Raw genomic sequence first — 20,631 nt, forward strand, 5'->3', positions numbered from 1 at the left:
CGAAATGGTCTCCGCTCACGCAGACGCTCCAGCTGTTCGGCTGTTCGGCTGTCCGGCTGATCGTCCGGGCCGGGCCCGCACCCGTGGAGTCCCGCGTCCGCGACACGGTCAGGCAATGTGCCCACGATGACCTTTTGCGCCCGAAGGTCACATATCCATCACAACGGTCAGTTTTCCCACACATGTGGAACGTCCCCGCGCCAAACTCAAGCTCCAGCCAGAACCACCAGGGGGGCACCTTGCTCAACCGCACTCGTCCGGCACGGCGTATCCGCAGCGCCATCGCCGCCGCCGCATTCGCCACCGCGGTGATCGCGCCGGTCACCTTCAGCGCCGGCACCGCTCAAGCCGCCACCGTCCACTGCGCCCACCACACCACCGGGACCTGTGGCACTCACATCAAGCACCCCGCGGGCGTCATGGCCAAATGCAAGGACGGCACCTGGTCCTACAGCCGTCACTTCTCCGGTACCTGCAGCCACCACCACGGCGTGAGGTACTGGTTCAAGTAGGCCGACCCGGGGCCCTTGTGGCCTCGGCATGCCGATGCCCCACCCGACATCGCCGGGTGGGGCATCGGCGCGTGCGGGGGAGGGCGCGGTGGGCGGCGCAAAAGTTTTTCAACCCGCCACCCATCCATGGGGGTTGTGGCTCCGAATCACGGCTGATGCCTCGCTGAGGTGTTGCTTCGAACCCGGACGACGCGCGGTCCCCCCTCCTCCGCGGAGGCCGCCGGAAAAGGAACGAACGTGATAGCCAAGCGCACCAGCCGACTCGCCGTACTCGTTGCTCTGCCCGCCGCCCTGGCCCTCACCGCGGGTGCCTCGTCCCCGGCCGTCGCCGAGGGCAACGGCGCGTACCAGATCAACCTGTCGCCGCTGAACAACTCCGGCTCCAAGGGCACGGCGATGCTCAGCCTCAAGGGCAACCAGCTGACCGTGAAGATCGAGTCCGAGGGGCACGTACCCGGACAGCCCTCCGCCCAGCACCTCCACGGCTCCACCGACGGCCATGACTTCCACTGCCCGGACGCGAGCGCCGACACCAACCGCGACGGAGTCCTCACCAACACCGAAGCCACGGTCGACTACGGCAACATCAACATCTCGCTCACCACCAAGGGGCCCACGGACGCCATGGGCAGCGGCCTCGCCGTCGACCGCATGCCCACGGCCGACGCACAGGGGAAACTCTCCTACGAGCGCACGATCCCCGTCTCCCAGGCGGTGATCGACCACATCAAGGATCTGCACATCGTGCAGCACGGCATCGACCGCAACCACAACAACAAGTACGACTTCCAGGGCGCGGGCAAGAGCGAACTCGATCCCAAGCTGCCCCAGGAGGCCACCGCCCCGACCAACTGCGGTGAGGTCAGGGGCGCTGCGGTGGGATCCATTCCGGTCGGCGGTGTCGAGACCGGGACCGGGCCCGCCGAGGAGAAGGGGGTGCCGGCCGCGGTGCTCGGTGCCGGGGGAGTCGCTTTCGTGGCGTTGACCGGGGTGCTGGCCTTCGTGCGACGGCGCCGGGGCGTGCTCTTCACCGGGCGGACCGTGCGGAGCGGGAGCAACGGGGGCGCCGCGTGAGCCGCGTGAGTCGTGTGAGCCGCCGGAGTGAGGACAGCGTGCGCACCGCCGGCCGCCGGGGCCGCCGTGCCACCGCGTGTGTGATCGCCGCGGCAGTGGCATCCGTGCTCGTCGCCGGGTGCGGCGGGCAGGACGCGCCGCCACGGTCGGCCCCCGTGGAACAGCCGGCTCCGGGCGGCGGTCAGGCGTCCCACGATGGTGCGCCCGGGGGAGACGCAAGCGGGAAGCCCGCGGCCGCGATGCCCAAGTCGGCTCCGGAACGGCTCTCCATCCCCGCGCTCCAGCTCTCCTCCTCACTGGAGTCGCTGGGCCAGCACAAGAACGGCGCCATGCAGACCCCCCGGGACCCCGACAAGGCGGGCTGGTACGAGCCGGGGCCGACGCCCGGCTCGCAGGGGCCGGCCGTGATCGCCGGACATGTCACCTGGAACGGCAAGCCGGCGGTGTTCCACGCGCTGTCGAAGATGAAGGCCGGTGACGCGATCGAGGTCACCCGGCAGGACGGGAGCACGGCGAAGTTCACCGTCGACCGCGTCGCCCAGTACCCGAAGAACAAGTTCCCGACGCTCGAGGTGTACAAGAACCTCGATCACGCCGGTCTCCGCCTGATCACCTGCGGCGGCCAGTACGACCAGGGCAAGCACTACTACCCCGACAACCTGGTGGTGTTCGCCAGCCTCACGGGCAGCGCGTAGCCGCGACCGGCGAGCGAACGGCCGGCGGCCCGGCGCCCTCAGCCGAGGGTGACCGGGCCGCCGTCTCCCCTGAACGTCGAAGCGGGGCAGTATTCGCGGCTTGTCCGGAATCTTTCGTTCAGTCATTGCCGTCCTGGCATTCAGCAGAGAGATTCAGCCAATTGGGATGCCCTCTTGGTCAATGTCGGGGGGTCGTCTTCACGGTTCTCCGGGCGGCAGGGTGTGAACAGAAGTTGAATCCCAGGTCAGGGTATTGATCGGAGTCACCGGATCCCGGAATTTTTGGGGACGGTGCCTGCGGTGAGACCTTCGGCGGTGCCTGATACGCCGGTCCGTCCCGGAGGCAGCGCAGGTCACAGGGGCGCGGGCGGACCCGGAACGGACTGAACGGTTCCCTTAACTCGCTTTTTACAGTTGACAGTTGGGAGTGGCGGGTCCCAAGATCCGTCCGTCGATTCACACCGCGGACATCAACTCGACGAGTGGAGAGTTCGGCAGACGCGGTATGGCGGGACGCATTCATGGGCGGAAAAAACGTTCGGTGCCACTGAGTCCACTCGATCCCTGTCGCCGCTCTTTCGCATACTCAAAGGAGAACTTATGTCAACGGCTGCCCTGGGCACTGCTGTTACCGCTGAGCCCTGGCTCTCTCTCCGCGGTCGCGCATTCCGGTCCCGGCTCATCCTCGGCATTGAGCAGTACACCGACCCCACCCTCGTCAGCGAGGTCCTGCGCAGCGCGGCCTGTGATGTCTTCATCACCACCTTCGACCTGGAGCAGACCAAGCCCAGCCTGCTGATGTCGGACCTGGACGAGGCCGTCGGGCTCGATGACTACGTGTGGATCGGCACCACGTCCTTCGCCCGCTCCCAGCAGGACGCGCTGCTCACCGCGCGCCGGCTGCGGGACTCCTACGGCATCGACATCATGAAGCTCGATGTACGCCCCTCGGACAACCTGCCGCACAACGCGCAGACCATCACGGCGGCAGCGGAGCTGATCGCGGAGGGCTTCGACGTCCTGCCGTTCATCCTTCCCGACCCGGCCACGGCCGTCGCGCTGGAGAAGGCCGGCTGTGCCGCCGTCCGCATCATGTGTTCGCCCGTGGCCAGTGCCCGTGGTGTGGTGGACGAGCGGGCGGTGCGGGAGACCATGGCTGCCGTCTCCATACCGGTGGTCCTGGAGGGTGGTCTGGGCACTCCCGCCCAGGTCGTCCGCGCGATGGAGCTCGGTGCCGACGCCGTACTGGTCAACACCGCCGTGGCGCAGGCTCCTTCACCCACCAAGCTCGCGGAGTCGATGCGGCTGGCGGTGGAGGCCGGGCGTCTCGCGGCCGACCAGGGCCTCGTCGGCCCGCTCGACAAGTAAGGCACAACGGAGGTATCACCGTGCAGTTTTCTGGCGTGCTGTTCGACATGGACGGCGTCCTGGTCGATACGGACCAAGCCATCGCCGACCTGTGGAACCAGCTGGCCTCGGAATACGGACTGACCATCAGCGAACGGGACTTCGCGGCCCATGTCTACGGCTGCGTCCCCGAGCACACCGTCGAGACCGTGTTCGCCCCGCTCGCGCCGCCCGACCGGGCGAAGGTCTTGACCCGGGTGCGTGAGTCCGAGCCCGGCCTTGCGTTCACGCCGGTTCCCCATGCCTCCGAGTTGGTGCACGACCTGGCCGGTGCGGGTGTCCCGCTCGCCCTCGTCACCGGGGCCTCGGCCGCCCGAGCGGACCGCGCGCTGCGGACGCTCGGGCTGGCGGGACTCTTCGGCACCACCGTGACCTGGGGTGAATCCGCCCGCGGCAAGCCCGCGCCGGACTGCTATCTGCTGGCTGCCCGCCGCCTGGGCATCCCGCCCGCCGTCTGCCTGGTCTTCGAGGACACCTCCGGCGGGGTGCGTGCGGCCACCGCGGCCGGCGCCACCTGTGTCGCGGTCAGCCGGCTCGACCCGGCGCCGCTGCGCGCGAGCGGGGCCCGCCATACCGTCCCGGGCTTCGAGGCGGTGTCGTTCCGCCGGCAGGCGACCGGCGCGGTGCTCAACGTGGCGGACCAGGAGGACCTGCACATCGGCTCCACCGCGGGGCACCGGCCGGTGACCCCGACCACGGCAACCCACACAGAAGGGGGCTCACCATGCCGGTGACAGTCCGGATTCCCACGGTCCTGCGCTCCTACACGGCCGGCGCGACGGAGGTGTCGCTGAACACCGGTACCGTCGGCGAGGCGTTCACCGCGCTCGAGGGCGACTTCCCGGGAATCTGCGCACGCATCCTGGACGACGACGGGAAGCTGCGCCGCTTCATCAACGTCTACGTGGAGGACGAGGACATCCGCGCGGCCGACAGCCTGCGGACGGCCACCCCGGACGGATCGAGCATCACCGTCATTCCCGCCGTCGCCGGAGGCTGTTGACCCATGACCGCCCCGCGACGACGCGGCCCCACCGCCCCTCGCGGGACGGCCGAGGCCGGCCCGTCCGATCCCACCGCCCGCCGTGCCGGGCCGGACTTCCGGCGTGATCGCATCACCGCCCTGGGGTACACCAGCCTGGCGGCCTACGCCTACTGCCTGTACGCCCTCGCCCCCTTCCTCACCCTTCTCCGGCGTGACCTGGACTTCAGCTACCTGGTCATGAGCCTGCACTCCACCACGTTCGCCGCCGGCAGTGTGCTGTCCGGTCTCTTCTTCACCCAGGCGCTGCGCCGCTTCGGCCGGCACCGGCTGTTCTGGCTGTCCGTGATCGGCACCGCATGCGGCGCCGTCCTGCTCGCCGTCGGCAGCACCGTCGCGTTCACCCTCGCCGCCACGGCCCTGCTGGGTGTCACCGGGCCGATGCTCCAGACGTCCAGCCTGGCGCTGCTCTCCGTCCACCATTCCGCGCACCGGGACCGGGCGTTGGTGGAGGCGAACGCGACCGCGAGCCTGGCCGCGGTCCTCGCGCCCGCCCTGATCGGTTCGCTGGGGGGCACGGACACCGGCTGGCGCGCGGGCCTGACGCTGCCGGTCGTGGCCTTCGTCCTCCTGTACTTTCTGGGCCGGGGCCGGCCCTTGCCCGATCGGGGCCCCGCCGCCGGCGCCGTGCGACAGGGCCGCTTGCCCGGCCGCTTCTGGCTGCGTTCCGCCGCTCTGGGGGCCGCGGCGGGGATCGAGTTCGGGACGGTCTTCTACGGGGCGCCCCTGATGGTGAGCCGCCTCGACCTCAGCATCAGCCATGCCGCCACCCTCATGACCCTCTTCGCCGTGGGCATCCTGATCGGGCGCACGGCGGGCAGCCGGCTGGTGAACGACCAGGGCAAGGCGCCCCGGTTGCTGACCGGCTCCCTCCTGCTCACCGCGGCGGGACTGGGCCTCTTCTGGTCCTCGCACGCGCTGGTGCTGTCCTGCGGTGCGCTGCTGGCCGCGGGAGCGGGGGTGGCCAATCTCTTCCCGCTCAGCTTCTCGCACGCCATCGCCGCCGCGCCGGACCGCTCCGACCTCGCGGCCGCCCGTAACCAACTCGTGGTGAACTCCGCGATCATGGCGGCGCCGCTGGCGCTGGGCGCACTGTCCGACCGGGTCGGTGTGTCGGCCGCGTTCGCCGTGCAGGCCGTGCTGATCGTCGCGGCGCTGCTCCTGGTCACCGTCGACAGATCGGCCGCGTCGGGGGGCGCGGGCCGTGAGCCGCTTCCGGCGGACGGGGGCTGAGCTGTGCCGGCCCGGCCACGGACTGGGGGTAGCCCGCGCCGGCAGGCCACGGCCGGGGGCTGACCCGCCTCGGCCCGGCCGCTACCGCGGGGCCTCGGAGGGGGCCGCGATCGCGATGGCGGCCGCGTCGTCGCCCAGGGTGCCGCCGGCGTAGCGGAGCAGGTCGTGGCGGAGCCGGCGCACCAGGGCCGTGGGGTCGGTCTCGTTCCAGGACGTGAGGCGCTCGATCAGCGGATAGAACGTGCCGGTGTGGTCGCGCGCCTCGATGACCCCGTCGGTGTGGAGCAAGAGCAGATCGCCGGGCGAGAACCCGAACCGCTCCACCCGGAAGTCGCTCTCCGTGGCGGCGCTCAGGCCCAGAGGGAGCGCGGGCTCGGCGACCTCCAGCGCCTCGACGGTGCCGTTCCGCAGCCGCAGTGGCGGCGGATGCCCGCAGTTCACCATCTCGATGAACGGGCCGTCGCGGTGGACGTCGACGACCACGGCGGTGACGAAGGACTCCGCGGTGTCGGGATCGGTGCCGTCGAGGTGGGTCGAGTTCCAGTACGCGGAATTGCCCAGGTGCGCCACGATGCCGGGCAGCGGAAGGTTGCGGTAGGCGGACCCGCGGAAGGCCCCGACCAGCACCGTGGCCTCCCCGACGGCGGACAGTCCCTTGCCGCGGACATCACCGACGACCAGCCTGATCGCGCCCGGGGCGGGCACCGCCGCATACAGGTCACCGCCGATCTGGGCCTCGGCCTCCGCCGCCAGATACATGGACGCGATCCGCAGCGGTCCGGCCCGGTGGGGCAGCGGCCGCAGCAGTACCTCCTGCGCCGCGGCGGCCACCGACCGTATTTGGTGCAACTGCCGTTCGCGCCGGTCGCGGAGATGGCGGAATACCGTGACGAGGACGGAGATCACGATGAGGGCGGCGATCTGGGCCTGATGGTTCGCGGTCAGCAGGCCGCCGTGCAGCTGGCCGATGAGGACCTGGGCCGCCACAGCCAGGACGCCGACCGCGCCGGTGACACCGGGCCCGGCGAACGACGCGGTGATCGCGGGCGCCGCCACCAGGAAGGGCCCCAGGTGGATGGTCGTCGGGCTGTTGATGTCGATCACCGTGATCACCGCGATGAGCACGAGCGGGAGGGCGATCAGCCCACGGCCCAGCCGCCAGGGTCCGCCGGGAGTGGTGACAGCGCGCCGGACGCTCATATCTCTTCCCTACACCTGTCCCGCCCCCGGCGCCCGGCAGACCCGGTCGGCCGGGCGACGCAGCGTGACCGCCCGGGAACGGCGGGGTCATGGCCGGCTGATCGCCGGGGCGCCCGCTCGGCCGCCGCCGTCAACCGCCATACTGCCTGCGATCTTTCTCCCGGCTCCGAAGGGAACGTCGCGACGTGTCCTCCTCCACCCCCTCCCTCCCCCTCGCCCGTACCGGCGTCGTCATCGTCGGCGCGGGCCCGGCCGGGCTCACCGTGGCGAATCTGCTGCGCGCCGCCGGGGTCGACTGCGTGGTGCTGGAGGCGGAGAGCCGGGAGTTCATCGAGCAGCGGCCACGGGCCGGATTCATGGAGGAGTGGGCGGTGCGTGCCCTGGCCCGGCACGGGCTCGCCGACCGGCTGCTCGAACGGGCCGCCACCCAGGGCGAGTTCGAGTTCCGCTTCGACGGGGAGCGGCACACCGTGCGGACGGCGGAGCTGTCGGGACGGCGTCACTTCGTCTATCCGCAGCCGCTGTTGGTCACCGACCTGCTGGCCTCCTACGCCGACACGGCGGGCGGCGACGTGCGCTTCGGCGTGCGGGAGGTGCGGCTGCACGACATCGACGGCGACCGGCCCGCGGTGTCGTACACCGACCCGGCGAGCGGCGAGCGGCACCGGATCGGGTGCGACTTCATCGCGGGCTGCGACGGCGCGCGCGGGGTCACCCGGGCGGCCATACCCGACGACCGCACGGTCCTCACCCGCTACGACCACGGTGTCGCCTGGCTCGCCCTCCTCGCCGAGGCGCCGCCGTCCGCGGACGGCGTGATCTTCGGCATCCATGAGCGCGGGCTGGGCGCCCATATGGCCCGCAGCCCCGAGGTCACCCGCTACTACCTCCAGGTCGCGCCCGGCGAGGACGCCGGCAACTGGTCGCACACCAGGGTGTGGGACGAGCTGCGCACCCGGCTCGCCGCCGAGGGCGCCCCGCCGCTCGCCGAAGGGCCGCTGCTCGAAAAGGTGGTCCTGGACATGCACAACTACGTGGTGGAGCCCATGGTGTACGGCCGCCTGCACCTGGCGGGCGACGCGGCGCACCTGGTCGCGCCGATCGCCGCGAAGGGCATGAACCTCGCACTCCATGACGCCCTGTTGCTCGGTGACGCGCTGATCGCGCACTACCGGGGCGACGACAGCGGTCTCGCCGGATACTCGCAGGCATGTCTGCGGCGGGTCTGGCAGTACCTGGAGTTCTCGCAGTGGCTGTCCGAGGTGCTGCACGGCGCCTCCTCCGGTGACCGCTTCCGGGCGGGTACGGCGACGGCGCGGCTGCGGCGGCTGCTGGGTTCCGAGTCTGCGGGAAAGGCGTTCGCCGGGCTCTACTTGGGGGAGAAGGCCGACCTGTGAGACCGCTGCGCGCACCCGCCCGAGCAGGGACTTCGTGGGGTGATTCACACCTCGGGGTGGGGTGAGCCGCGCGGGGCCGGGTACGCGGCCTCGTGATCGCCGGGCGAGATACCGTTGTGAAGTGGTAGAAATTCGGCGAAACCTATCGCTGAGACTCCGAGGAAGGGGACGACATGTCATCGAAGCGCCGTCGTAAGAAGAAGGCCCGCCGCAAGAACGGTGCCAACCACGGCAAGCGGCCGCAGTCCTGAAGCCGGGACGGTGACCGGCCCCCGCCGAGGGGGCACCCGTGGGCTCCTGGTGTCCGTGTCGCAGCGGAGGCCGGGAGCCCACCGTCGTGCCGGCGGGCGCGCGGCCGTTCCGCCGGACCCCGCCCCGCACCTTCGCGAGCGGGGACGGAGCGGCAACTGACCTGCCGGACAGGGAAGAAGGCCTCATGCCGGACAGCCTTCCGCGTCCGGGCCGCGCTGCCCTCCGGGACCGCCCCGACCCCTCCCTGATCCGTCCCTGAACCGACCCTCGAGGCCTCCCCCGAACCTCCCGTGGTCCATGCCGGAGGGTCTCGACAGCCCCGTCATCGGTATGTCGCCCTGGATCGCCATGTCCGTCCTCGTCGGGCCTGGGCGCTACGAACTGGCGGTCGGGATCGCCCTCGCGCTGGCCGTCGCGATCGTCATCATCGGTCGCATACGCCACCCCGGCTCGTCGTTCAAAATCCTCGAAGTGGCCGATGTGGTCTTCTTCGCGGTGATGGCCGTCATCGGCCTCTTCGCCTCCGCCGGCACCCATCGCTGGCTGGAGAACTATTCCGGGGAAATCTCGAATATCGCGCTGCTGGTGATTGCCCTCGGCTCCATGGCGGTCCGGGTGCCGTTCACCCTCCAGTACGCCCGGGAACAGGTACCCCGTGAACTCTGGCATGAGCCGGCATTCCTGCGGACCAATTACTACATCACCGGTGTATGGGGCGCCGCATTCGGAATCGCTGCGATATCGGGTGCCTTTGGCGACCTTGTGCTGCACAATTCCAATAACCTGTGGACGGGCTGGGTCATCCAGATCGCGGCCATTATCGTCGCGCTGCAGTTCACCCAGTGGTACCCGGAGGTCGTACGGGCCCGCGGGCGGCGGGAACGCCATGTCCCCGGCCCGCCGGAGCCCCCGGTGAGCAGCATGCTCATCCCGCTGGCGGGCTATCTGACCCCGGTGGGCATCGTGGTGCTCGCTTTCGGTGGCGGGCCGACCTGGCTGGGTGTGGTGCTGATCGTGCTCGGGGTGCTGCTCGTCAAATCACTGAGCCGCACCTCGGCGACCGGGGCCGATACGCAAAGTCAGTGAGGCGGACCCGCGGAACGGGTGACCGGAAGACCGAGGACCGGGGCACCGGATCCCGCCGGCCGTGACCTAGAATCGCTGGATGATCTTCATTGTCGTCAAGTTCCCCGTGAAGCCCGAGTACGCCGACGAGTGGCCGCAGCACGTCGAATCCTTCACCGGCGCCACCCGCGCCGAGCCCGGCAACCTCTGGTTCGAATGGTCCCGCAGCATTACCGACCCGAACACCTATGTCCTGGTCGAGGCATTCCAGGACGACGCGGCCGAAGCGCACGTCAATTCCGACCATTTCCGCGCCGGAATCGAGCGGATGCGCCCGCTGCTGCGCCACACCCCCGACATCGTGAGCACCACCATCGAGGGTGCAGACGGCTGGAGCAAGATGGGCGAACTCGCCCTCGACTGAGGGCGTTACGCCCCTTTCACCAGGTGGCTGAGGAACCAGTCCCGCGCCAGGCCGGCGACCTCCTGGAGGGCACCGGGTTCCTCGAAGAGATGGGTGGCGCCGGGGACGATCTCCAGGCGGCTCTCGCAGCGCAGCGCCGCCTGCGCCTCGCGGTTGAGCTCGATGACCATCGTGTCGTCGCCGCCCACGATCAGCAGCGTCGGCGCCCGTACGCCGGACAGCTGCGGGCCGGCGAGGTCCGGGCGCCCGCCGCGGGAGACCACCGCACCGATGTCCGCGCCGGGGCCGGCGGCGGCCCGCAGTGCCGCCGCGGCTCCGGTGCTCGCCCCGAAATAGCCGAGCGGGACGGTGGTGCGGCCGCGCAGCCAGCCGGTGGCGTCCGTCAGCCGCCCGGCGAGGGTCTCGATGTCGAAGACCTTCGCCCGGTTGTCCTCCTCCGCCGGGGTGAGCAGGTCGAAGAGCAGCGTGCCCAGGCCCGCGTCCTGGAGCGCCGTGGCGACCAGCCGGTTGCGCGGGCTGTGGCGGCTGCTGCCCGAGCCGTGTGCGAACATCACCACCGCCCCGGCGCCCGCCGGCACCGTGAGGTCACCGGTGAGGCGCACCCCGGAGGCATCGATCGCCACCTCCTGCGCCACGTCCCCGCCGGCCTCCGGCCCGTCCGCTGCCCCGGGACCGTCCGCGGCCTGCGCCAGCAGTGAGACGACCTCGTCGTCCGGGGTCTGGGAGAAGTCCCGGTACCACTCGCCGACGGCGGAGAAGCCGAACGGGGTGGAGAGACACACGAATTCATCGAGGGCGGCGCGCAGCCGCTCGGCCGCGTCCGGTGGCGCCACGGGCACCGCCAGCACCACGCGGGCCGCGCCCTGGGCCCGCACCACCTCGCAGGCGGCCGCCGCGGTGGCGCCGGTGGCGACCCCGTCGTCCACGACGATCGCCGTGCGGCCCTCCAGGGGAAGCCGCTGCCGCCCGGCGCGGAAGCGCTCCGCCTGCCTGGCGAGTTCCGCGGCCTCGGCATGTTCCACGGAGGCCAGATCCGACGCGTCGAGCCGGCCTCGGCGGACGATGTCGTTGCTGATCACCCGCACGCCGCCCTCGCCGATGGCGCCGAAGCCCAGTTCCCGCTGGTAGGGGACGCCCAGCTTGCGGACCACGATCACATCGAGCGGTGCCCGGAGCACCCGCGCCACCTGGAAGGCCACCGGGACCCCGCCCCGGGGCAGGCCCAGCACGACGGGATCTTCCCCCTCCAGATGCCGTAGCGCCTCGGCAAGGCGACGGCCGGCGTCCGCGCGGTCAGTGAACAGCACGTGTGCACCCCCTACCCAGGGGAGACGGAAGCTGCGTCCACACCTCACTTCGAAGTAACCCCATTTGAGGGGGCCGCGCAAGTCGGGCCCGCGGTGCGCCGCGGCTACGGCCGGACGTGGTTACCGTCGGCGTATGGAAGGAATCGGAGCGGTCCTGATCGACATCGACGGCGTGCTCACCGTGTCCTGGAAGGCGCTGCCCGGCGCGGTCGAGGCGATGGAACGGCTGCGCGCCGCGGGACTGCCGCTGGCACTGGTCACCAACACCACCTCCCGCACCCGCGCGGCGGTCGCCGGACGCCTGGCCCGGGAGGGATTTCCGGTCGGTGCCGACGACATCCTGACCGCGCCCACGGCGACCGCCGCGTACCTGCGCGCGCACCATCCCGACGCCCGGTGCCTGCTGATCAGCAGCGGTGAGGTCGGTGCGGACCTGGCGGGTGTGCAGCTCGTCGAGGAGGGGGCGGGGGAGGGCGACGCGGGCCGGACCGCCCCGGATGTGATCGTTTTCGGTGGTGCGGGCCCGGAATTCAGCTATGCGGCGCTCAATCGGGCCTTCCGGCACCTCCAGCGCGGCGCGCTGCTGGTCGCGATGCACCGCAACCTGTACTGGCGCACGGCGGACGGCTTTGACCTCGACACCGGAGCCTTTCTCCCGGGGCTGGAGCAGGCGGCCGGGGTGACGGCGACGGTCACCGGCAAGCCGTCACCGGCCTTCTTCGACACCGCCCTGGCACACCTCGGTGTCCCGGCGTCGCGCGCGCTGATGATCGGGGACGACATCGAGAACGATGTGCTGGCGGCCCAGCGCTGCCGGATCACCGGCGTGCTCGTCAAGACGGGCAAATACCTGCCGGAGACACACCGGGCGGCCGACGGCACACCGGACCAGGTGCTGGACTCCTTCGCCGGTCTGCCCGGCCTGCTCGGGATCTAGACCGCGAGCCGGCCCGGGGGCGGTCCGCGGGCCCACTCGGCGTCCCGGCGGTTGCCGCGAACTCCCGCCCGGCCCACGGCAGTCACTCCGCCGCGACACCCCGGGCGCGCCGGTAGTGGAGGAGGACGACGCCGTTGCCGAAGGTGCGGGTCCCGGCGAGCTGGAGGTCGGCCTTGATGTCGGACGGCGGGAACAGCGGTTTGCCGCGGCCGATGAGGACCGGATGGACGTAGACGCGGAATTCGTCGATCAGATCGAGCCGGCGGAAGGAGGCGGCGAGGTCGGCGCCGCTCAGCGCCAGGTCCCCGCCCGGCTGTGCCGTGAGCGCCCGGATCTCCTCGGGGACGACATCCCGCATGACGGTGGTGTTCCAGTCGGCCCGCTCCAGGGTCCGGGAGAACACGATCTTGGGCATGTCCCGCCAGATCCCGGCAAACTCCGCCATGGGCCCGGTGACTGACGGATCGGCATCCGCGGTCGGCCAGAATCCGGCCATCAGCTCATGGGTGACCCGCCCGCTCAGGAAGGCGCCCATCGTCCGGAGCTGCTCGTTGAAGTAGCGGTGCAGCTCGTCGTCGACCAGATGCCAGCTGATGTCGCGGTCCGGTCCCTCGATGAAGCCGTCGAGGGACACCGACGTGGTCAGGACGATCTTTCTCATCGCGTTCCTCGCCGAGTCGTCAGGGCCGGGTGCACCGGCCGGAGGGCACCAGTGTGCCCGGGACGGGGACGGCGGGGGAGCAGCAACGCACCGCGCGCCGGTCAGCGAGCGGCGCCGAGCAGTGCCTCGATCTCCCCGGCGCTCCAGTGACCGGCGGCTCCCGGACAGCCGGCGAGATACCCGGCGGTCCGGTGCACGCTCCACCCGTGGGCGGCGACGATCCCGGCCCCGATGTGCCGCAGGTAGGCGGCCGACGGGGCGTTCAGGGCGATGTCCTCGCTGCGCCACGGGGCCGTGCAGGTCAGGACCGGACAGCCGTCCAGCACCCCGGCGCACACCAGGGTCTCGTACCGGCCCGGGCCGATCCGGGCCCGCCCATGGGTGAGGACCTGCGTCAGATCGAGATCCTCGCCGGGCTCCCGGTACATCTCCTGCGCCACGAGGTCGGAGAACTGGCCGGTGGTCAGCAGATAGCCGTGGCAGGGGAGTTCGGGGCGGTCCGGGCCGGCGGCCGGCGCGACGGCGGGGTCGTAGAAGGCCCGGCCGCCGGTCCACACCTGCGATTCGGTGGCGAAGTACAGCAGCCCGGGCAGCATGACCGCTGCCGTACGGGCCGGGGGGCGGGGGTCCCGGCAGCCGGGGCAGGTGCGCAGTCCGCCGGGTGGCCGGCCGCCGGCCAGGTAGGCGGTCAGCCGTTCCCGGTGCATGTTGGAGCCGTACGCGGCGTACCACAGGCGGCGCACGGGCATGCGGCGGCGGACGGCTTCGGGGGAGCCGTCGAGGGGGTCGAGGCGTCGGGGCCTGATCACGTCCTCACGCTACGCGGCCCGGTCCGCCGGGGCGGCCGCGGCGGCCGTGGCTTGATCGTTTCCGTCCGGGTTTCGCCGCGGGTGGTCTGGAGATGCGCTCTGCACGGGCAGGACCTGTCCGAACGACAGCCGGCGCCGGCCCTCGGTCGGACGCCGGGGGACGGAGGCAGTGTGACGGACGAGGTGTCAGGCCGAAGCGGCTCCGGGATACCCCGGGCCCGGGGGGCCGGCGGCCGCTCCGCCCGGTCCATGCCGTCGCCGGACGCGAGCCGGCGACGGATGCTCGCGGTCACCGCGGCGGCGGGTCTCGGCGCGCTCACCGGGTGCGGAGGCACTCCCTCCGGAGGGGGTTCGGAGGCCAAGGCGCCACCGCCGGACGGCTCGCGCTCCTCGCCCTCCACGGGGACCGGCACCTCCGGCAGTTCCCCCTCGGCCGGGGCCGGTGCCCCCGGCCCGTCCGGCTCCGCGACCGCGCACCCGGCCCGTCCGCACAAGCGGAGCCGCCCCGAACTCCCGCGTGGCGGACGAGAGTTGTTCCCGCACTACCGCCTGGTCGGGTTCTGCGGGCTGCCCGGTGCCGCGGCGCTCGGCCGGCTCGGGACCGGTACGCCGGCGCAGCGGGCCGCCGAGGTGGAGAAGGTGGCGCACCGCTACGCCGCGGGGCGCGAACCGCTGCCCGTGCTCGAACTCCTGGCGAGCGTCGCCAATGCCACGGCCGGCCCGGACGGCACCTACCGCTCACGGACGCCGGCCGCCACCATCCGGCGCTTCCACGACGTGGCGCGCGACCGGCGGGCACTGCTGCTGAACATCCAGCCGGGCCGCGCCCCCGTGCTCGACGAGGTCAAGACGCTGCGCGACTGGCTCGTTCACCCCGATGTGGGGATCGCGCTCGACCCGGAATGGGAGATGGGCCGCGGTCAGGTGCCGGGCGACACCTACGGGCGGACCAGCGGCCATGAGCTGACCGAGGTGGCCCGCTATCTGTCCGGGCTGGTCGAGGCGCACGATCTGCCGCAGAAGCCACTGGTCTTCCACCAGGTCGCCCCGTCCGTCGTGCACGCGCAGTCCGCGCTGCGGCCGCAGCCCGGCGTGGCGCTGATCAAGAGCGCCGACGGCATCGGCTCACCGGGCCTGAAGCGCGGTACTTGGCAGCGGCTCGTCCGCGGCCTGCCGGAGGGGCTCCACACCGGCTTCAAACTCTTCTACGAGGAGGACGCCGAGGGCAGCCGGCTGATGACGCCGAAGGAGGTGCTGGCGCTCAGGCCGCAGCCGGAGTACGTGATGTACGAGTGAGACCCCGACGCCCGCGCGGTCCGCACCCGGCTCACTCCTCGCCGTCCGTGCGGGCCGCGCTCCCCGCCGCGCGCCGGGCCCCGCCCGTCCGGCGGGGCCCGGCGTCCGCCGGTGGTGATGGGATGTCAGTAGGCGTGCTGGAGCCTCCGGTTGTTCCATGCCTGGTAGGCATGGGCACCCATCTCGGGATAGATCTGCTGGATCTTGATCCTGCGCTCGGAGAGCGGCCTTTCGAAGTCCTCGTACTGGAACGAGTCGTCGAAGCCGATCTTGGCGGTGTCGGTCAGGTCGCAGCTGTAGTACACCGCGTCCATCCGTGCCCAGTAGATGGCGCTCATGCACATCGGGCAGGGGGCGCCGCTGATGTAGATCTCGTGGCCCTGGAGCATCCGGGCGCGCTCCGGGAGCGGGTCCGGTGACCCCTCGGGGCGGGGGACGTACCCCAGGGTGCTCTCGTTCTGACGCTCCACGGAGATGCTCGGCGCATCCGGGTTGAGGACCTGCACAGCCTTCCGGATCGCCTCGACTTCGGCGTGGGCCGTGGGGTCGCCGGTCAGCAGAACGTGGTTCTGTCCGCGGGCGACGATGTTGCCGTTGCGCGCGATGACCGCGCCGAACGGGCCGCCCCAGCCGTTCTCCACGGATTCCGTGGCGAGCCGGACGGCTTCTGCGAGGAGTTCTTTCTGTTCCATTACGGGGTCTCCGATCGGCATCGATTCCTCTGCGGAACGGTAAGGCGTATGCTCCATTTGCCCGATAAATCCCTTGTGCACTAGGCTACTCAAGGTGAGTCCCCGTGCAAGCCGTGCTTCAGCGGCCGAGAATGCCACCGTCGTGACCTCGCAAAAGGTGCGCGAGGGACGGACGGATGAGTACCAGCGGTGGCAGGACAAGACGAACCGGGCGGCCCGTGAATTCGAGGGATTCGTGGGCGCCGAGGTATATCCGCCGGGCACCGGCGAGGAAAATGAATGGGTCACTGTATTCCGGTTTTCCGGTATGGACCACTTGACCGCCTGGCTGGATTCGAGCCGGCGGCAGGATTTGCTCCACGAGGCGACCGGGCTCTTCGACGGGCCTCCGCGTCAGGAGGTGCTCCAGGGCGGCACCCCCGCCGAGCAGGCTCCGGAAGCGGTCACGGCCGTCATCTCGCACGAGGTGCGCCCCGGACACGAGCAGGCCTTCCTCGACTGGCAGGAGCACGCGCTCGAGGAGCAGGAGAAGGCGCCCGGCTTCATGGGCTCCGAGCTGTTCAAGCCGGTCCGGGGCGTGCAGGAACACTGGGTCGTCGTCTTCCGCTTCGACTCCCGCGAACACCTCGACGACTGGCTGGCATCCGACGCCCGCAAGGCGCTGCTGCAGGAGGGGAGCAAGCACTTCACCTCCTACGACGTCCGCAAGGTCGGTTCGTCGTTCAGCGGCTGGTTCCAGTTCGACCACGGCAAGGGCAGCACCGCGCCGCCCAACTGGAAACAGGCGATGTCCGTCGTCCTGGCGCTCTATCCGACGGTGATGGTGCTCAACCTGACCGTGGGCATCGCGCTGGAGAAGATCACCATCCGCGAGTACATCGGCCTGTTCCTGTCCAACGTGCTGAGTGTCAGCGCCCTGACCTGGCTGCTGATGCCGCTGGTGAACAAGGCGCTCGCCTTCTGGCTGGTGCCCGAGCGCTGTACCAGCCGCCGGATCCAGGTGCTGGGCACCGGGGTGGTGGTGCTCGGCTATCTGGTGTGCATCGGTGTCTTCGGCCTGATCACCCAGCAGATCTGGTGAGGAGGCCGGGATGTGTCCAGGGGAACCGGAGCCGGAGCCCGAGGTGGAGGGCACGCTGATCCGGCGGGGCGACGCCGGCTATGAGACCGCCCGCTCCCGTGCCGTGTGGAACGCGCGCCTGCCCGGCCGGTTCCCCGAGGTCGTCGTGCGGGCCGCGTCGGAAGCGGACGTGGCACACGCCGTCCGCCACGCCCGCGCGCACGGGCTGCGGGTGGCACTGCGTTCCGGCGGACACAACTGGTCCGGCTCGGCACTGCGGGACGACAGCCTGCTGCTCGATCTCGCCGGGCTGCGGGAGTGCCGCCTGACCCCCGCGACCGGCACCGACCCGGCGACCGCCACGGTCGAACCCGCCGCCACCGGTCAGGAACTGGTCGCGGCCCTCACCCCGCAGGACCTGGCCTTCCCCGTCGGCCACTGCCCCAGCGTGGCGGTCGGCGGGTTTCTGCTCAGCGGGGGCCTCGGCTGGAACTCCCGCGCCTGGGGGGCGTCCTGCGCGGACGTGGTGGAGATCCGCGCCGTGACCGCCGACGGGCGGACGGTCACCTGCAGCGAGCGGGAGCACCCCGACCTCTTCTGGGCCGCGCGGGGTGCTGGGCCGGGATTCTGCGCGGTCGTCACCCGCTTCCGCCTCGCCCTGCACCCCCACCCCGCCTCGATCGTGACGACCAATCTCACCTTCCCCATGGCGGAGCTCGCCGGGGTGACCGAGTGGACCGAGGAGGTCGCGGACGGACTCCCGCCGTATGTCGAGGTGGCGTTCGTCCTCCAGCCCGCCGAGCCGGACGCCGACGGCACACCCGGGCTGCGGATCACGGTCGGTGCCACCGCGTTCGCGGCCACGCAGCGGGAGGCACTGCGGGCGCTGGAGCCGTTCGACGACTGCCCCTTCGGCACCCTGACCCGGCAGCCGCCCGTGCCGACCTCGTTCGCCACCCTGCACGAGGGCGCGGCGGTCCTCTGGCCGCCGCTGCACCGGTATGCGGCGGACACCCTGTGGTCGGCGGAGAGTTACCCGACGCAACTGGGCCGGATCGCCGAGGTGGTGGCCCGCGCCCCGTCCGGCAAGTCGCTGGTGCTCTCGCCCGTGCGGCCGGTCTCCACGGAGCCCGCCCTGCTGCGGAACATGGCCTTCGCCCCGCTCGGCGGGTCCTACCTGGTCCCCTACGCGGTCTGGGAGGACCCGCACGCGGACCGGGCCAATGAGCAGTGGGTGCGGGACGTCATGGCCGCCGCCGACCCGCAGGACGACGGCCGCCACTACATCGGCGAGACGGACCTGGAAGCCGGCGCGGACCGGCCCCGGCGCTCGTACACCCCGGCCACCTGGGACCGTCTGCAGGAGATCAAGGCGCAGTGGGACCCCGACAACGTCTTCCATTCCTACCTCGCCCCCTGACCGGATCCCGGCGGGCACGGCGCCGGCCGGGAAGCGGGAACGGCGCCGCGGGGGCACCATGGGCCTATGCTGCTGGCCGGCCTCGCCCAGGTGTCGGCGGATGTCGCCGCGACGTCGGCGCGTTCGCGGAAGATCGCGCTGCTGGCCGGACTGTTCCGGGCCGCGGCGCCGGAGGACGTCCCGGTGGTCATCCCCTACCTCGCCGGGCGGCTGCCCCAGGGGCGGATCGGGGTCGGCTGGAGCGTACTGCGCGAGCCGGTCGCACCCGCCGGGCACGCCACGCTGACCGTACGCGACGTGGACACCGCGCTGACCGCGCTGGCGCAGGTCTCCGGCGCCGGGGCGCAAGGGGAGCGGCGCCGGCTCCTGCGGGCACTGCTGGCCGCGGCGACCCCGGACGAGCAGCGGTTTCTCGTCGGCCTGCTGACCGGTGAGGTGCGGCAGGGCGCGCTGGACGCCATTGCGGTCGAGGGGCTCGCCGCCGCCACACAGGTGCCCGCGGCGGACGTCCGGCGGGCCGTGATGCTGGCCGGGTCGCTTCCGGACGTGGCGCGGGCGCTGCTCGCCGAGGGGCCCGCGGCGCTCGCGCGCTTCCGGCTCACCGTCGGCCGGCCCGTCGGGCCGATGCTGGCGCACAGCGCCAAGACCGTGGCCGAGGCCGTCGAGAAGCTCGGCGCCTGCGCCGTGGAGGAGAAGCTCGACGGCATCCGGGTACAGGTGCACCGCGACGGCACCGACGTACGGATCCACACCCGCACCCTGGACGAGGTCACCGACCGCCTCCCCGAGGTCACCGCCCTGGCACGGGAGTTGCCGGCCGGCCGCTTCATCCTCGACGGCGAGGTGATCGCCCTGGACGGCGCGGGCCGGCCGGTGCCCTTCCAGCGGGTCGCGGGCCGGTTCGGTTCACGGGTGGACGTCTTTGCCGCGCAGGCCGCGCTGCCGCTGTCCCCGGTCTTCTTCGACGTGCTCTCGGTCGACGGCCGTGACCTGCTCGAACTGCCCGCGGCGCAGCGGCACGTAGAGCTGGCCCGCCTGGTGCCCGAGCCCCTGCGGGTGCGCCGCCAGGTGGTCGCCGACCCGTCCGACGCCGTGGCCCGCGCGGCCGCCGAGGACTTCTGGACCGAGACCCTGCGCCGGGGCCACGAGGGCGTCGTGGTCAAGGCGTTGGACGCCCCCTACAGCGCGGGCCGCCGGGGCGCCGCATGGCTCAAGGTGAAGCCCGTGCACACCCTCGACCTGGTGGTGCTGGCCGCGGAGTGGGGACACGGCCGGCGCACCGGGAAGCTGTCCAACCTCCACCTCGGGGCGCGCGCGGCGGACGGTGGATTCGTCATGCTGGGCAAGACCTTCAAGGGGCTGACCGACGCCACTCTCCGCTGGCAGACCGAGCGGCTGCGGGAGCTCGCGGTGGCGGACAACGGCCATGTGGTGACGGTGCGTCCGGAACTCGTCGTCGAGATCGCCTACGACGGGCTGCAGACCTCCACGCGCTACCCGGCGGGCGTGACCCTGCGCTTCGCACGGGTGGTGCGCTACCGGGAGGACAAGACCGCGGCCGAGGCGGACACCGTCGAGACGGTGCGTGCCGCGCACGACGACGGGGAACGGTAGCGGCCGTGGCGGGAAAGCGAAGTGCCGGGCTGTTGCTGTACCGGCGCGCGGCGGCCGGTGTCGAGGTGCTCCTGGGGCACATGGGCGGTCCGTTGTGGGAGCACCGGGACGCGCGGGCGTGGTCCGTGCCCAAGGGCGAGTACGTACCTCCGGAGGAGGCGCGGGACGCCGCCCGGCGGGAGTTCACGGAGGAGCTGGGGATGCCGCCGCCCGCCGGCCGCTACCGCCCCCTGGGGGACGTCCGCCAGGCGAGCGGCAAGGTGGTGACCGTCTGGGCCGTCGAGGGTGATCTCGATCCGCGGCGGATCGTGCCCGGCACGTTCCGGATGGAGTGGCCGCGCGGATCGGGGGTGATCGCCGCCTTTCCCGAGGTCGACCGGGTGGCCTGGTTCCCGCCGCACGAGGCACGGGAGCGGCTGGTGGCCGGCCAGCAGGTGTTCCTGGACCGGCTGGCCGAGCAGTTGGCCGGCGAGGGCTGAGCGCCCGGCCGCCCGGAAGCCGCCCGGCGTCCAGTGGTCGAGGCAGCCGGCGACG

At 71.7% G+C, this 20,631-nt stretch carries 22 protein-coding genes; 17 read left to right on the forward strand and 5 right to left on the reverse strand.

The annotated features are described in order from the left end of the window. Window positions 1-239 precede the first annotated feature (239 nt). The 7 genes from OIU81_RS31420 (at window position 240) to OIU81_RS31450 (ending at window position 5,963) form a co-directional block, all read left to right on the forward strand. On the forward strand, window positions 240-512 hold the full coding sequence (locus OIU81_RS31420) for a DUF3761 domain-containing protein (protein WP_329153255.1): 273 nt from the start codon (window positions 240-242) through the stop codon (window positions 510-512). Window positions 513-749: 237 nt separating this feature from the next. Beyond that, a complete protein-coding gene (locus OIU81_RS31425; RefSeq protein WP_329153257.1) occupies window positions 750-1,586 on the forward strand; it encodes a hypothetical protein in 837 nt (278 codons plus the stop codon). Between the two features lie 239 nt (window positions 1,587-1,825). After that, complete coding sequence (locus OIU81_RS31430; RefSeq protein WP_329153259.1) at window positions 1,826-2,281, forward strand: class F sortase; 456 nt, start codon at window positions 1,826-1,828, stop codon at window positions 2,279-2,281. A gap of 600 nt (window positions 2,282-2,881) precedes the next feature. Beyond that, complete coding sequence (locus tag OIU81_RS31435; protein ID WP_329153261.1) at window positions 2,882-3,649, forward strand: HisA/HisF-related TIM barrel protein; 768 nt, start codon at window positions 2,882-2,884, stop codon at window positions 3,647-3,649. 20 nt (window positions 3,650-3,669) lie between these two features. Continuing rightward, window positions 3,670-4,422: an HAD family hydrolase gene (locus OIU81_RS31440; protein WP_329153262.1), complete on the forward strand. Its 753-nt coding sequence runs from the start codon at window positions 3,670-3,672 to the stop codon at window positions 4,420-4,422. Continuing rightward, the gene (locus OIU81_RS31445) at window positions 4,413-4,691 is read left to right on the forward strand and encodes a MoaD/ThiS family protein (protein WP_329153263.1); all 279 of its coding nucleotides are present in this window, start codon (window positions 4,413-4,415) and stop codon (window positions 4,689-4,691) included. The genes OIU81_RS31440 and OIU81_RS31445 overlap by 10 nt, the downstream gene beginning before the upstream one ends. A gap of 3 nt (window positions 4,692-4,694) precedes the next feature. Further along, window positions 4,695-5,963 (forward strand): MFS transporter, encoded by a 1,269-nt coding sequence (locus OIU81_RS31450; RefSeq protein WP_329153265.1) that lies wholly within the window; start codon window positions 4,695-4,697, stop codon window positions 5,961-5,963. Between the two features lie 81 nt (window positions 5,964-6,044). On the opposite strand, the gene OIU81_RS31455 is transcribed toward OIU81_RS31450, so the two are convergent. After that, the gene (locus OIU81_RS31455) at window positions 6,045-7,163 is read right to left on the reverse strand and encodes a PP2C family protein-serine/threonine phosphatase (RefSeq protein ID WP_329153267.1); all 1,119 of its coding nucleotides are present in this window, start codon (window positions 7,161-7,163) and stop codon (window positions 6,045-6,047) included. Window positions 7,164-7,348: 185 nt separating this feature from the next. Here OIU81_RS31455 and OIU81_RS31460 point away from each other — a divergent pair, with 185 nt between their 5' ends. The 4 genes from OIU81_RS31460 to OIU81_RS31470 all read left to right on the forward strand — a co-directional run bounded on the left by OIU81_RS31460 (window position 7,349) and on the right by OIU81_RS31470 (window position 10,301). Continuing rightward, window positions 7,349-8,560: a 4-hydroxybenzoate 3-monooxygenase gene (locus tag OIU81_RS31460; RefSeq protein WP_329331400.1), complete on the forward strand. Its 1,212-nt coding sequence runs from the start codon at window positions 7,349-7,351 to the stop codon at window positions 8,558-8,560. A gap of 173 nt (window positions 8,561-8,733) precedes the next feature. Continuing rightward, on the forward strand, window positions 8,734-8,811 hold the full coding sequence (locus tag OIU81_RS42425) for a 50S ribosomal protein bL37 (protein ID WP_370454205.1): 78 nt from the start codon (window positions 8,734-8,736) through the stop codon (window positions 8,809-8,811). A gap of 298 nt (window positions 8,812-9,109) precedes the next feature. Then, on the forward strand, window positions 9,110-9,898 hold the full coding sequence (locus tag OIU81_RS31465) for a hypothetical protein (protein ID WP_329153269.1): 789 nt from the start codon (window positions 9,110-9,112) through the stop codon (window positions 9,896-9,898). 79 nt (window positions 9,899-9,977) lie between these two features. Further along, window positions 9,978-10,301 carry a putative quinol monooxygenase gene (locus tag OIU81_RS31470; protein WP_329153270.1) on the forward strand — a complete coding sequence of 108 codons (324 nt, stop codon included), beginning with the start codon at window positions 9,978-9,980 and terminating at the stop codon, window positions 10,299-10,301. 5 nt (window positions 10,302-10,306) lie between these two features. Here OIU81_RS31470 and OIU81_RS31475 read toward each other — a convergent pair whose 3' ends face one another. Then, window positions 10,307-11,608, reverse strand: a complete 1,302-nt coding sequence (locus OIU81_RS31475; RefSeq protein WP_329153271.1) for a phosphoribosyltransferase family protein — start codon at window positions 11,606-11,608, stop codon at window positions 10,307-10,309. 133 nt (window positions 11,609-11,741) lie between these two features. On the opposite strand from OIU81_RS31475, the gene OIU81_RS31480 reads away from it, so the two are divergent. After that, window positions 11,742-12,545, forward strand: a complete 804-nt coding sequence (locus tag OIU81_RS31480) for an HAD-IIA family hydrolase (protein ID WP_329153273.1) — start codon at window positions 11,742-11,744, stop codon at window positions 12,543-12,545. 82 nt (window positions 12,546-12,627) lie between these two features. Here the strand turns inward: OIU81_RS31480 and OIU81_RS31485 are convergent, their stop codons facing one another. Both OIU81_RS31485 and OIU81_RS31490 read right to left on the reverse strand, forming a co-directional pair. Then, window positions 12,628-13,206: a dihydrofolate reductase family protein gene (locus tag OIU81_RS31485; protein ID WP_329153275.1), complete on the reverse strand. Its 579-nt coding sequence runs from the start codon at window positions 13,204-13,206 to the stop codon at window positions 12,628-12,630. Between the two features lie 101 nt (window positions 13,207-13,307). Then, window positions 13,308-14,015 (reverse strand): histone deacetylase, encoded by a 708-nt coding sequence (locus OIU81_RS31490; RefSeq protein WP_329153277.1) that lies wholly within the window; start codon window positions 14,013-14,015, stop codon window positions 13,308-13,310. 249 nt (window positions 14,016-14,264) lie between these two features. Between OIU81_RS31490 and OIU81_RS31495 the strand changes: the two genes are divergently transcribed. Next, entirely contained in the window at window positions 14,265-15,311 is a 1,047-nt protein-coding gene (locus OIU81_RS31495) for a hypothetical protein (RefSeq protein ID WP_329153278.1), read from the forward strand. A gap of 125 nt (window positions 15,312-15,436) precedes the next feature. Here OIU81_RS31495 and OIU81_RS31500 read toward each other — a convergent pair whose 3' ends face one another. Beyond that, a complete protein-coding gene (locus tag OIU81_RS31500) occupies window positions 15,437-16,003 on the reverse strand; it encodes a nucleoside deaminase (RefSeq protein WP_329153280.1) in 567 nt (188 codons plus the stop codon). 142 nt (window positions 16,004-16,145) lie between these two features. Here OIU81_RS31500 and OIU81_RS31505 point away from each other — a divergent pair, with 142 nt between their 5' ends. From OIU81_RS31505 to OIU81_RS31520, 4 genes are all read left to right on the forward strand, one after another. Continuing rightward, on the forward strand, window positions 16,146-17,084 hold the full coding sequence (locus tag OIU81_RS31505; RefSeq protein WP_329153281.1) for an antibiotic biosynthesis monooxygenase: 939 nt from the start codon (window positions 16,146-16,148) through the stop codon (window positions 17,082-17,084). 10 nt (window positions 17,085-17,094) lie between these two features. Continuing rightward, window positions 17,095-18,483: an FAD-binding oxidoreductase gene (locus OIU81_RS31510; protein WP_329153282.1), complete on the forward strand. Its 1,389-nt coding sequence runs from the start codon at window positions 17,095-17,097 to the stop codon at window positions 18,481-18,483. Window positions 18,484-18,549: 66 nt separating this feature from the next. Beyond that, window positions 18,550-20,097, forward strand: a complete 1,548-nt coding sequence (locus OIU81_RS31515) for an ATP-dependent DNA ligase (protein WP_329153284.1) — start codon at window positions 18,550-18,552, stop codon at window positions 20,095-20,097. Window positions 20,098-20,102: 5 nt separating this feature from the next. After that, window positions 20,103-20,576 (forward strand): NUDIX domain-containing protein, encoded by a 474-nt coding sequence (locus OIU81_RS31520; protein ID WP_329153286.1) that lies wholly within the window; start codon window positions 20,103-20,105, stop codon window positions 20,574-20,576. Window positions 20,577-20,631: the final 55 nt, after the last annotated feature.

The organism is Streptomyces sp. NBC_01454 (genome assembly GCF_036227565.1).
Lineage (GTDB): Bacteria > Actinomycetota > Actinomycetes > Streptomycetales > Streptomycetaceae > Streptomyces.

Excerpts from the sequence above, each read along its gene's own strand:
- OIU81_RS31430 (WP_329153259.1), top strand. The coding sequence starts at position 1,826 with ATGCCCAAGTCGGCTCCGGAACGGCTCTCCATCCCCGCGCTCCAGCTC.
- OIU81_RS31435 (WP_329153261.1), top strand. The coding sequence starts at position 2,882 with ATGTCAACGGCTGCCCTGGGCACTGCTGTTACCGCTGAGCCCTGGCTC.
- OIU81_RS31445 (WP_329153263.1), top strand. The coding sequence starts at position 4,413 with ATGCCGGTGACAGTCCGGATTCCCACGGTCCTGCGCTCCTACACGGCC.
- OIU81_RS31450 (WP_329153265.1), top strand. The coding sequence starts at position 4,695 with ATGACCGCCCCGCGACGACGCGGCCCCACCGCCCCTCGCGGGACGGCC.
- OIU81_RS31455 (WP_329153267.1), bottom strand. The coding sequence starts at position 7,163 with ATGAGCGTCCGGCGCGCTGTCACCACTCCCGGCGGACCCTGGCGGCTG.
- OIU81_RS42425 (WP_370454205.1), top strand. The coding sequence starts at position 8,734 with ATGTCATCGAAGCGCCGTCGTAAGAAGAAGGCCCGCCGCAAGAACGGT.
- OIU81_RS31465 (WP_329153269.1), top strand. The coding sequence starts at position 9,110 with ATGCCGGAGGGTCTCGACAGCCCCGTCATCGGTATGTCGCCCTGGATC.
- OIU81_RS31470 (WP_329153270.1), top strand. The coding sequence starts at position 9,978 with ATGATCTTCATTGTCGTCAAGTTCCCCGTGAAGCCCGAGTACGCCGAC.
- OIU81_RS31480 (WP_329153273.1), top strand. The coding sequence starts at position 11,742 with ATGGAAGGAATCGGAGCGGTCCTGATCGACATCGACGGCGTGCTCACC.
- OIU81_RS31485 (WP_329153275.1), bottom strand. The coding sequence starts at position 13,206 with ATGAGAAAGATCGTCCTGACCACGTCGGTGTCCCTCGACGGCTTCATC.
- OIU81_RS31495 (WP_329153278.1), top strand. The coding sequence starts at position 14,265 with ATGCCGTCGCCGGACGCGAGCCGGCGACGGATGCTCGCGGTCACCGCG.
- OIU81_RS31500 (WP_329153280.1), bottom strand. The coding sequence starts at position 16,003 with ATGGAACAGAAAGAACTCCTCGCAGAAGCCGTCCGGCTCGCCACGGAA.
- OIU81_RS31510 (WP_329153282.1), top strand. The coding sequence starts at position 17,095 with ATGTGTCCAGGGGAACCGGAGCCGGAGCCCGAGGTGGAGGGCACGCTG.
- OIU81_RS31515 (WP_329153284.1), top strand. The coding sequence starts at position 18,550 with ATGCTGCTGGCCGGCCTCGCCCAGGTGTCGGCGGATGTCGCCGCGACG.